This is a genomic window from Methylobacterium sp. WL69, from assembly GCF_008039485.1.
GTDB lineage: Bacteria > Pseudomonadota > Alphaproteobacteria > Rhizobiales > Beijerinckiaceae > Methylobacterium.
Genome location: NZ_VRUZ01000203.1, coordinates 1 through 1022, shown reverse-complemented (window position 1 = coordinate 1022; position 1022 = coordinate 1). Strand labels below are relative to the sequence as shown.

1 protein-coding gene is annotated in these 1022 nt (G+C 59.6%); it reads right to left on the bottom strand.

Features of this window, described 5'->3' with window-relative positions; all coding sequences use genetic code 11:
* Positions 1-290 (bottom strand): sugar phosphate nucleotidyltransferase (locus FV218_RS22455; protein WP_246685244.1); only part of this gene is annotated, 290 nt, incomplete at its 3' end.
* Positions 291-1022 lie beyond the last annotated feature (732 nt).

Sequence of the window (1022 nt, the reverse complement as noted above, 5' to 3'; positions counted from 1 at the left end):
GCGGCCGAATCCCGCCGCTCGGGTTCGAGCACGATGTCGGCGCCGACCCCGGCCTGGAGCAGCTGCTCGGCGACGATGAAGCGGGCCTCGCTGTTGCTGATGACCGTCGGGCGGCCGAACACCGCCGGATCGAGCACCCGGCGCGCCGTATCCTGAAAGGTGGAGGATTCGGCGTTCACCAGGGGGGTGAACTGCTTCGGCATGCTCTCGCGTGAGGCCGGCCAGAGGCGGGTTCCCGATCCGCCGCATAGGATCACGGGGTGGATCAGCTCAAACCCTACCTGCGTCATAGCCAGAACCTCAAAGGGGGAAACGTCGTCCAGTAGCGACATAGGTCGCATGGATCATTCTATCATCGTAAGGGAAGCGAAGTGCAGCGGGTCGCTTAGTTTGCAATCTGGTTGCACCGACGGTTTTGTGAGCATCGCGTCGAGTAAGCAAGCCCCGCCATGCCCTTCAAGCTCGTTTCCTCTAATCCCTCGATGCATCGGGAGGCCTTGCTCAGTCTCAATCGGAGGTCCGGCTTAGACGAAAGTTTGGGATTGGAATTGTGTTCAGTCCCAAGATTAGATGGGTTGGATCGTATATGGAACGGTCTGGATCGTCTGCGTATGCTCGGCATGTCACTTAGTACGGCCCGAGGCCGCGTAGGGTCTTGAGCCGCCGGTCGAACTTGTAGGCGTCGAGGAAGGCGGTGGGGTGTTCCCATAGTTGAACGTGCCTATCGTGTTAGTCACGCTTAACGGTTGCCTCCTTAAAAGCCCGGTTCATTCACTCGACTCAGCCATTGGTCCACGAATGGTTGACGCTCAATGTCGTGCGCCCTGACCCTGACCTGGCCTTCCCCCTGAAAAGTGGTCCTCCCTGAGATATGGCTTCGAGCCATGTTGGAGTTTGTCCGTCGTCAGATGATTTGGGACATTCAGCGGTGTTCAGGAGCGGAGGCTCTGGTCCATCTGGGGTGAGAGGTTAGGCGGCCTGCGCGTGGTGGCGCAAGCGGCGATCCATCAGGGTCTGGCGCT